This window comes from Bradyrhizobium sp. Ec3.3 (assembly GCF_000472925.1).
Lineage (GTDB): Bacteria > Pseudomonadota > Alphaproteobacteria > Rhizobiales > Xanthobacteraceae > Bradyrhizobium.
The window spans coordinates 1-9601 of the sequence record NZ_AXAS01000122.1 but is presented as its reverse complement, the minus strand read 5'-3'; the positions used below and the strand labels follow the sequence as shown (position 1 = coordinate 9601).

The 9601-nt window shown below is 64.4% G+C and carries 8 protein-coding genes; 6 read left to right on the top strand and 2 right to left on the bottom strand.

All coding sequences use genetic code 11. The features are described from left to right. A partial coding sequence (locus YUU_RS0145000) for an ATP-binding cassette domain-containing protein (RefSeq protein WP_027528015.1) occupies nt 1-305 on the bottom strand: 305 nt, incomplete at its 3' end. A 66-nt stretch (nt 306-371) separates the two neighbouring features. Then, complete coding sequence (locus tag YUU_RS0144995; RefSeq protein WP_027528014.1) at nt 372-1238, bottom strand: IclR family transcriptional regulator; 867 nt, start codon at nt 1236-1238, stop codon at nt 372-374. Between the two features lie 131 nt (nt 1239-1369). Between YUU_RS0144995 and YUU_RS0144990 the strand changes: the two genes are divergently transcribed. From YUU_RS0144990 to YUU_RS0144965, 6 genes are all read left to right on the top strand, one after another. After that, nucleotides 1370-3466, top strand: coding sequence for a 3-hydroxyacyl-CoA dehydrogenase NAD-binding domain-containing protein (locus tag YUU_RS0144990; RefSeq protein ID WP_027528013.1), 2097 nt, complete (start codon nt 1370-1372; stop codon nt 3464-3466). 223 nt (nt 3467-3689) lie between these two features. Further along, nucleotides 3690-5375 carry a dicarboxylate--CoA ligase PimA gene (gene pimA, locus YUU_RS0144985; protein ID WP_027528012.1) on the top strand — a complete coding sequence of 562 codons (1686 nt, stop codon included), beginning with the start codon at nt 3690-3692 and terminating at the stop codon, nt 5373-5375. Then, a complete protein-coding gene (locus YUU_RS0144980; RefSeq protein ID WP_027528011.1) occupies nt 5372-6559 on the top strand; it encodes an acetyl-CoA C-acyltransferase in 1188 nt (395 codons plus the stop codon). The genes pimA and YUU_RS0144980 overlap by 4 nt, the downstream gene beginning before the upstream one ends. A gap of 154 nt (nt 6560-6713) precedes the next feature. Continuing rightward, nucleotides 6714-7904, top strand: a complete 1191-nt coding sequence (gene pimC, locus YUU_RS0144975; protein WP_027528010.1) for a pimeloyl-CoA dehydrogenase large subunit — start codon at nt 6714-6716, stop codon at nt 7902-7904. Between the two features lie 172 nt (nt 7905-8076). Next, nucleotides 8077-9219 carry a pimeloyl-CoA dehydrogenase small subunit gene (gene pimD / locus YUU_RS0144970; RefSeq protein WP_027528009.1) on the top strand — a complete coding sequence of 381 codons (1143 nt, stop codon included), beginning with the start codon at nt 8077-8079 and terminating at the stop codon, nt 9217-9219. Nucleotides 9220-9409: 190 nt separating this feature from the next. Then, a partial coding sequence (locus YUU_RS0144965; protein WP_027528008.1) for a helix-turn-helix domain-containing protein occupies nt 9410-9601 on the top strand: 192 nt, incomplete at its 3' end.

The following is a 9601-nucleotide window of genomic DNA, read 5'->3' as shown; positions in this document are numbered from 1 at the left end:
TTGGGGAACAGCGCCACGTTCTGGAAGGTGCGGCCGATGCCGATCTCGGCGATCCGGTGCGGCGGGCGCGTCAAAATGCTCGCGCCTTCCATCAGGATGTCGCCGGACGAGGGCTGGTAGAGCCGCGAGAGGCAATTGAACAGCGTGGTCTTGCCGGCACCGTTGGGGCCGATCAATCCGAGGATCTGGCCCTTGTGCATGTCAAAAGACACGCCGTTGAGCGCGACGATGCCGCCGAACACGACGCTGACGTCGCGAACCGCGAGCAGAGGAGAATTCCCCTGCGCGAGCTGTACCTGCGTCATCTCGTCTCGCCTACACCGTTGAGTGGGCCGGAGGGCGACACGAAGCGCCCTCTGCAACGACGACGGCTATCTGATCCCCTCGGCCACACGTGCAACTTTTCCTCCTGATTTTAGCTTCTTGCCGGCTTCTTTTTTGAATTGCGGCGCTATTCCGCCGAGCGCCGCTTCGATGTTCCTTACCATCGCCAAGAGACGTGGTCCAATGTCGGTGATCAAACGCTCTTCCGTGAAACGGAATGCGGGCGCGCCGCAATTGAACGCGTAGGGTCCGGTTCCGTCGTTCAGCCTGAGTGCGACGCCCGCGGCGCCGATGTCGTCGTGCCAGTCGCCGACTGAAATCGCAAAGCCGTATTTCGCGACCGTCTCGCCGGAACGCTCCAACCCGTCGCGCAATTTCGGCCAGCGGCTGCCGTAGTGTTCGCGCAGGTCGCGCAGGAGCGAAGCGCGCTCCTCTTCGTCGAGCGCCCAGAAATAGGCGCGGCCCATCGCGCTGGTTGCAATCGGCACGCGGGAGCCGACGTCAAGTTGAACGCCGACCGTTTCGCTGCCCCGGCTCTGCCCGAAATAGATCATGCTCTGGCGGTCGCGACCGCCGACCGCGACCGCGCCGCCCGTGGCGCGCATCACTTCCTCGCGAAACGGCTCGGACAGGTGTCGAATGCCGAGATTGGCCAGCGCCGCGTAACCGAGCGCCAAGGCGGCGGGCGCGAGCTGGTACTTTTCGAAGCGGGGAACCGGTGTAAGATAACCGAGTTTCGTCAACGTATAAGTCAGCCGCGACACGGTTGGCTTGGGCAAATTCGTGCGGAACGCGATCTCCTGATTGCCGAGAAGCCCGTCGTTGGGTTGGAATGCGCGCAATACATCGAGCCCGCGGGAAAGCGCGACGACGAAGTTCCGATCGGTCGCTGGTTTCTTTCCTGTACGCTTCATCCCTGATCTGCTTCTTGCGCGGAGTCGTTGACAAGGCTCGTGCTTCAAAATAACCCTGCCGTCAAGATGCGGAATTAAATTCCGCACTGCGAAATTGAAACAAAAGTAAATCCTTAACTGGAGGGTATGCCGTGAGCGAAGTGGTCAAGCTTGAGCGTCATGACGAGATCGGGGTCGTCACGGTCAATAGCCCTCCGGTAAATGCGCTCAGTGCGGCCGTCCGCGGCGGAATCCTGGAATGCGTCAAGCAGGCGGTCGCCGATCCCGCCATCAAGGGCATCGTGCTGACCTGCGCCGGCCGCACCTTCATCGCCGGCGCCGATATCACCGAGTTCGGCAAGCCGCCGAAGCCGCCCGCGCTCAATGACGTGCTCTCGGAGATCGAGAATTCGCCCAAGCCCGTCGTCGCCGCGATCCATGGCACCGCGCTCGGCGGCGGTCTCGAGGTTGCGCTTGCCTGTCATTTCCGCGTGGCGACGAAAGAGGCAAAGCTCGGCCTGCCCGAGGTGAAGCTCGGTCTCCTGCCCGGCGCCGGTGGCACCCAGCGTCTGCCGCGAGCGGTCGGCCCGGAGCTCGCGGTCAAGATGATCGTCGGCGGTGATCCGATCGGCGCGGCGGAAGCGCTGAAGAACGGCTTGATCGAGGAGATCGTCGAAGGTCCGGCGGCCGGCGGCGTAGCCTTCACCCGCAAGCTGCTCGCCGAGAAGCGTCCCTTGCGGCGCCTGCGCGACGACGACAGCAAGATCGCGGCTGCCAGGGCCGATCGCTCGATCTTCACCAACGCGGTCGCCGCGATGACTAAGAAGTCGCGCGGCCTGGAAGCGCCGTTCGCCGCCGCGGACGCCGTTGGCTATGCCATCGACCTGCCGTTCGACGAGGGCCTGAAGAAGGAGCGCGAAGGCTTCCTCAAGCTCCTCACCAGCGACCAGTCCAAGGCGCAGCGCTACGCCTTCTTCGCCGAGCGCGAGGCCAACAAGATCGCCGGCGTGCCCGAGGGCACCAAGTCGCGTCCCGTCGAGCGCGTCGCCATCCTCGGCGCGGGCACCATGGGCGGCGGCATCGCGATGTCCTTTGCCAATGCCGGCATCCCCGTGACCCTGATCGAGACCGGCGAGGAGCAGCTCAAGCGTGGCATGGGCATCATGCAGAAGAACTGGGAAGCGACCGCGGCGCGCGGTGGCATCCCGGCGGACGCGCCCGCCAAGCGCATGGCGCTGATCAACGGTGTTGTCGGCATCGAGAATGTCGGCAATGCCGACCTCGTCATCGAGGCCGTGTTCGAGACCATGGCGGTGAAGAAGGAAGTGTTCGGCAAGCTCGACCAATACGTCAAGCCGGGCGCCGTGCTCGCCTCCAACACCTCGTATCTCAACATCGACGAGATCGCGAAGTCAACCAAGCGTCCGCAGGACGTTTTGGGCATGCATTTCTTCTCGCCGGCCAACGTCATGAAGCTGTGCGAGATCGTGCGCGCCGACAAGACCTCGCCGGATGCGCTGGTGACCGCCGTCACCATCGCGCGCAAGATCGCGAAGGTGCCGGCCGTGGTCGGCGTCTGCGACGGCTTTGTCGGCAACCGCATGCTGGCGCAGCGCGGCAAGCAGGCGGAAAAGCTGCTGTTCGAAGGCGCGCTGCCGCAGCAGGTCGACGCTGTCGTGACCAAGTTCGGCATGCCGATGGGTCCGTTCGCGATGGGCGATCTCGCCGGCCTCGACATTGGCTGGCGCTCGCGCAAGGACCGCGGCATCAAGTCGGAGATCGCGGACGCGCTGTGCGAAGCCGGCCGCTTCGGCCAGAAGACCGGCAAGGGCTATTACAAGTATGAAGCCGGCTCCCGCGCGCCGCTGCCCGATCCCGAGGTCGAGAAGCTGATCGACGAGACCTTGCTGCGGCTCGGTCGCAAGAAGCGCGTCGTCAGCGACGAGGAGATCCTCGAGCGTATGATGTACCCGATGATCAACGAGGGCGCGAAGATCCTCGAAGAAGGCATCGCCGCGCGTCCGTCGGATATCGATGTGGTCTGGCTCTATGGCTACGGCTGGCCGATCTATCGCGGTGGCCCGATGTACTGGGCTGACACGGTTGGCCTCAAGCACATCGCCGATCGTTTGTCGGTCTACGCCAAGGAGACCAACGACCCGAGCCTCGAGCCCGCGCCGCTGCTGAAGAAGCTCGCGGCCGAAGGCAAGACCTTCGCCTCGCTCGCAGCCGAGTCGAAAGCGGCGTGATGCAATTGGATCGCGCTGGCCGCGTGAATTTCACGTTCCAGGGGACTCTCTCTCCGTTCCCTCCCCCCTTGCGGGGGAGGGCCAGGGAGGGGGGTAGCCCCGGGCGAGGTCAGCGCTCGTGGCACCCCGTTCCCCAACCCTTCCCCGCAAGGGGGAAGGGAGCTCGGGCAGTGTGCCCACCTCACGCAAAATCGCTGCAGGCCATGCAGAGTAACGAACCTCAATGACCCATCCCGGCGAACAGTTTTATCCCGAAGGCGTGCATTGGGACGACACGATCGTCCAGGGCACGTTGCCTGATCTCCTCTCGAAGGCAGCCGCCGACTTCGGCGCGCGTGCCGCGCTCGAATTCCGCGATCGCCCGATCAGCTACACCGAGCTGGAGGCGATGGCGGAATCGGCCGCCGCTGCCTTCCTGCGCGCCGACTGCAGCAAGGGCTCTTCCGTTGCGCTGTTCCTCGGTAACACGCCGGATCATCCCGTCAATTTCTTCGGTGCGCTGAAGGCCGGCGCGCGCGTCGCGCATCTCTCTCCGCTCGACGGCGAGATCGCGCTCTCGCACAAGGTCCGCGACTCCGGCGCGCGGGTGCTCGTCACCTCGAACCTGGCAGCGCTGCTGCCGACCGCGCTGAAGTTTCTGGAAAAAGGCCTGATCGACCGCCTGGTCGTCTGCGAGGACGATCATTGGGGCAAGGTCGGCACGCCGCAAGCCGCGATCCCCGCCGATCCCAGGATCGTCACCTTCAAGACCTTCGTCGACGGCGCGACCAAGCCGGCGCAGTGGCCTGTCGTCACCGCCGATGACGTCGCGCTGCTGCAATATACCGGCGGCACCACCGGCCTGCCGAAAGGCGCGATGCTCACGCATGGCAATCTCACCTCGGCCGTGTCGATCTACGACGTCTGGGGCAAGCCGGCCCGCGCCGCGCGCGGCAACGTCATCGAGCGCGTGATCTGCGTGCTGCCACTGTTCCACATCTACGCGCTGACCGTCGTTCTCTTGTCCTCGCTCCGCCGCGGCAACCTGATCTCGCTGCACCAGCGCTTCGACGTCGAGGCTGTCATGCACGACATCGAGGTCAAGCGCGCGACCTACTTTCCGGGCGTGCCGACGATGTGGATCGCGATCGCGGCGCTCCCCGATCTCGACAAGCGCGATTTCTCTTCGCTCTCCCTGATCGGCTCCGGCGGCGCGCCGCTGCCGGTGGAGGTGGCGAATTTCTTCGAGCGCAAGGTCGGCAAGAAGCTCAAGAGCGGCTGGGGCATGACCGAGACCTGCTCGCCAGGCACCGGCCATCCGCCCGCCGGTCCGGAAAAGCCGGGCTCGATCGGGTTGATGCTGCCCGGCATCGAACTCGATGTGGTGTCGCTCGATGATCCCACGAAGGTGCTGCCGCCGGGCGAAGTGGGCGAGATCCGCATCAAGGGCCCGAACGTCACCAAGGGCTACTGGAACAAGCCAAAGGAGAGCGCGGAATCCTTTGCCGATGGCCGCTTCCTCACCGGCGACATCGGCTATCGCGACGCGGACGGCTATTTCTTCCTGGTCGACCGCAAGAAGGACATGATCATCTCCGGCGGATTCAACGTCTATCCGCAGATGATCGAGCAGGCGATCTATACGCACCCGGGCGTGCACGAGGTCATCGTCATCGGCATTCCCGACCAATATCGCGGCGAGGCGGCCAAGGCGTTCGTCAAGCTCAAGCCGGATGCCACGTCGTTCTCGATCGACGATCTGCGCGCCTTCCTCACCGGCAAGGTCGGCAAGCATGAATTGCCGGCCGCCCTCGAATTTGTCGATGAGCTGCCGCGCACGCCGGTCGGCAAGCTGTCGCGCCATGAATTGCGCCAGCAGCAGAAACCATCCCAATCCACCCAACAAAGCGCTACAGGAGTCCGCTCGTGACCGACGCCGTCATCGTTTCCACCGCCCGCACGCCGATCGGCAAGGCCTATCGCGGCGCGCTCAACAACACCGAGGGCGCGACGCTGCTCGGTCATGCCATCGGCGAGGCCGTTGCGCGCGCGAAGATCGATCCGAAGGAGGTTGAGGACGTCGTGATGGGCGCCGCCCTCCAGCAGGGCTCGACCGGCGGCAACATCGCGCGCAAGGCGCTGCTGCGTGCCGGCCTGCCCGTCACCGTCGCCGGCACCACGATCGATCGTCAGTGCGCCTCGGGCCTCCAGGCGATCGCGCTTGCCGCGCGCTCCGTGATCTTCGACGGTGTCGAGATCGCGGTCGGTGGCGGCGGCGAGTCGATCTCGCTGGTGCAGAACGACAAGATGAACGGCTTCCACGCCCAGGATCCGGCGCTGCTCAAGATCAAGGGCGAGGTCTACATGCCCATGATCGACACGGCTGAAATCGTGGCGAAGCGCTATGGCATCTCGCGCGAGAAGCAGGATGAGTATTCGCTGGAGAGTCAGCGCCGCACCGCGGCCGCGCAGCAGGGCGGAAAGTTCAAGGACGAGCTCGCGCCGATCACCACCAAGATGGCCGTGACCGACAAGGCGACCGGCGAAGTCTCCTTCAAGGACGTGACGCTCTCTCAGGACGAAGGTCCGCGCCCCGAAACCACCGCCGAAGGCCTCGCCGGCCTGAAGCCCGTGCGTGGCGAAGGCTTCACCGTCACCGCCGGCAATGCCAGCCAGCTTTCGGACGGCGCCAGCGCGTCGGTGATCATGAGCGACAAGGAAGCGGCCAAGCGTGGCCTGCAGCCGCTCGGCATCTTCCGCGGCTTCGTCTCTGCCGGCTGCGAGCCCGACGAGATGGGCATCGGCCCGGTCTTCGCCGTGCCGCGCCTGCTCAAGCGCCACGGGCTCAAGGTCGACGACATCGGTCTGTGGGAATTGAACGAGGCGTTCGCGGTGCAGGTGCTCTACTGCCGCGACAAGCTCGGCATCGACCCCGACAAGATCAACGTCGATGGCGGCGCGATCTCGGTCGGCCATCCCTACGGCATGTCGGGCGCGCGGCTGACCGGTCACGCCCTGATCGAAGGCCGCCGCCGCAAGGCCAAATACGCGGTCGTCACCATGTGCGTCGGCGGCGGCATGGGCGCGGCGGGACTTTTTGAGGTGTTGCAGTAGTTCACCGTCGTTCCGGGGCATTCGCGGTCACGCGAATGAACCCCAATGCGCAATTGCGCATTGTGGAACCTCGCTCCACAACTTCTGGATTCCGGGCTCGCGCTTCGCGCGCCCCGGAATGACGAATAGGGAACAAAGCTCACAGGAGGATCCGATGGATCTCGCATTCACGAAAGAAGAGCAGGCGTTTCGCGAGGAAGTGCGGCAGTTCTTCCGCGACAACGTGCCGCCGGACACGCGCCGCAAGCTGGTCGAAGGCCGCCATCTCTCGAAGGACGAGATGGTGACGTGGTGGCGCATCCTCAACAAGAAGGGCTGGGGCGTCAGCCACTGGCCGAAGCAATATGGTGGCACCGGCTGGACATCCGTGCAGCACTACATCTTCAACGAGGAGCTGCAGTCCTATCCGGCGCCGCAGCCGCTCGCCTTCGGCGTCAGCATGGTCGGTCCGGTCATCTACACCTTTGGCAATGAGGAGCAGAAGAAGCAGTACCTGCCGCGCATTGCCAATGTCGATGACTGGTGGTGCCAGGGCTTCTCGGAGCCTGGCTCCGGTTCGGACCTCGCGTCGCTGAAGACCAAGGCCGAGCGCAAGGGCGACAAGTGGATCATCAACGGCCAGAAGACCTGGACCACGCTCGCCCAGCACGCCGACATGATCTTCTGCCTCTGCCGCACCGATCCGTCGGCCAAGAAGCAGATGGGCATCTCCTTCATCGTCTTCAGCATGAAGTCGAAGGGCGTGACCGTGCGCCCGATCCAGACCATCGACGGCGGCGTCGAGGTCAACGAAGTCTTCTTCGACGACGTCGAGGTGCCCATTGAGAACCTGATCGGCGAGGAGAACAAGGGCTGGGACTACGCAAAATTCCTGCTCGGCAACGAGCGCACCGGCATCGCGCGCGTCGGCGTCTCCAAGGAGCGCATCCGCCGCATCAAGGAGCTGGCGTCCAAGGTCGAGTCCGGCGGCAAGCCGATCATCCAGGATGCTGCCTTCCGCGAGAAGCTTGCGGCTTGCGAGATCGAGCTGAAGGCGCTGGAGCTCACGCAGCTTCGCGTCGTTGCGGATGAGGGCAAGCACGGCAAGGGCAAGCCCAATCCGGCATCCTCGGTGCTGAAGATCAAGGGTTCCGAGATCCAGCAGACCACGACCGAACTGCTCATGGAAGTCATCGGCCCGTTCGCCGCGCCCTACGACATCCACGGCGACGACGGCTCGAACGAAGCCATGGACTGGACCGCGCAGATCGCGCCGAGCTATTTCAACAACCGCAAGGTCTCGATCTACGGCGGCTCCAACGAGATCCAGCGCAACATCATCGCCAAGGCGGTGCTGGGGCTGTGAGAGACGCAACAAACGGTGTCGTCCCCCGCGAAGGCGGGGGACCCAGTACGCCGCGGCGGTCGTGATTACGGCATGCGGTTGCGTTTACTGGATCCCCGCCTTCGCGGGGATGACGTCTGAGGGTGAGGCGACGGCAGGCGAACAGAACCCTGCGTCGATTTTGGAGAGACAGATGGATTTTGATTTGACCGAGGAGCAGCGGCTTCTCAAGGACAGTGTCGACGGTCTCTTGACCGACTCCTACGATTTCGAGAGCCGCAAGAAGTACATGCAGGAGAAGGGCGGCTGGAGCAAAGCCGTCTGGGGCAGGCTCGCCGAGCAGGGCCTCCTGGGCCTGCCCTTCGCGGAAGCCGATGGCGGTTTCGGCGGCGGCGGCGTCGAGACCATGATCGTGATGGAAGCGCTCGGCAAGGCGCTCGTGCTCGAGCCGTATCTCGCAACCGTGGTGATCGGCGGCGGCTTCCTGCGCCATGGCGGCTCGGATGCGCAGAAGGCCGCGCACCTGCCCGGCATCATCGACGGCAGCCAGACGCTTGCCTTTGCGCAGCTCGAGAAGAACTCGCGCTACGACCTCTTCGACGTCGCCACGTCAGCGAAGAAGAAGGGTAGCGGCTGGGTCATCGACGGCGAGAAGTTCGTCGTGCTGAACGGCGAGAACGCCGACACGCTCATCGTCACCGCCCGCACCAAGGGTGATCGCCGCGAGAGAAGCGGCATCGGCGTGTTTCTAGTGCCGGCGAACGCCAAGGGTGTCACCAGGAAGTCGTATCCGACGCAGGACGGCCTGCACGCTGCCGACATCGCCTTGACCGGTGCCGAGGTCGGCGCCGATGCGGCGATCGGCAATCCTGAGGATTCGCTCGCGTTGATCGAGCGCGTCGTCGACGAGGCCCGCGTTGCGCTTTGCGCCGAAGCGGTCGGCCTGATGGATGAATCGCTGAAGACCACCGTCGAGTACATCAAGACGCGCAAGCAGTTCGGTGTCGCGATCGGCTCGTTCCAGTCGCTTCAGCACCGCGCCTCCGACATGTTCGTCGCCGCCGAGCAGGCCCGCTCGATGTCGATGTTCGCGACCATGGCGAACGATTTCGAGGACGCCAAGGAGCGCTCCAACGCGATCGCAGCCGCCAAGGTGCAGATCGGGAAGTCGCTGAAGTTCGTCGGCCAGCAGTCGATCCAGCTCCACGGCGGCATCGGCATGACCATGGAGGCGAAGATCGGCCACTACTTCAAGCGCCTGACCATGATCGAGAACACGTTTGGCGACACCGAGTATCACCAGCGCCGCGTCGCGGATGCGGGCGGGTTGATCTGACGCACGGAAGCTGTCATTCCCCGCGAAAGCGGGGAATCCAGTACGCTGCGGCTTCTCGGTTCTATCCGCGCCGCCTCTGCGTTACTGGATCGCCCGGTCAAGTGTTTAGACCGGACAGATCACTGACGGGTGTTCGGAGACATAGCTGACACATCAACATTGGCTGGATTGGTCGATTCGGGGTCCGTCCATGCCGTGGAACGAGGTGTCAGTAGTGGATCAGCGACGCGAGTTCGTGCGACTTGCCTTGCAGGAGGGGGCGAACCGCCGGGAGTTGTGCCGGCGGTTCGGTATCAGTCCTGATGTCGGGTACAAGTGGCTGAGACGATGGCAGGCCGGCGATCGGGAACTGGCGGATCAGTCCCGTCGTCCGAAGGCGATG

What these genes read in the sequence shown, in the direction of transcription:
- YUU_RS0144995 (WP_027528014.1), bottom strand. Translation starts at nt 1,238, where the DNA reads ATGAAGCGTACAGGAAAGAAACCAGCGACCGATCGGAACTTCGTCGTC.
- pimA (WP_027528012.1), top strand. Translation starts at nt 3,690, where the DNA reads ATGACCCATCCCGGCGAACAGTTTTATCCCGAAGGCGTGCATTGGGAC.
- pimC (WP_027528010.1), top strand. Translation starts at nt 6,714, where the DNA reads ATGGATCTCGCATTCACGAAAGAAGAGCAGGCGTTTCGCGAGGAAGTG.
- pimD (WP_027528009.1), top strand. Translation starts at nt 8,077, where the DNA reads ATGGATTTTGATTTGACCGAGGAGCAGCGGCTTCTCAAGGACAGTGTC.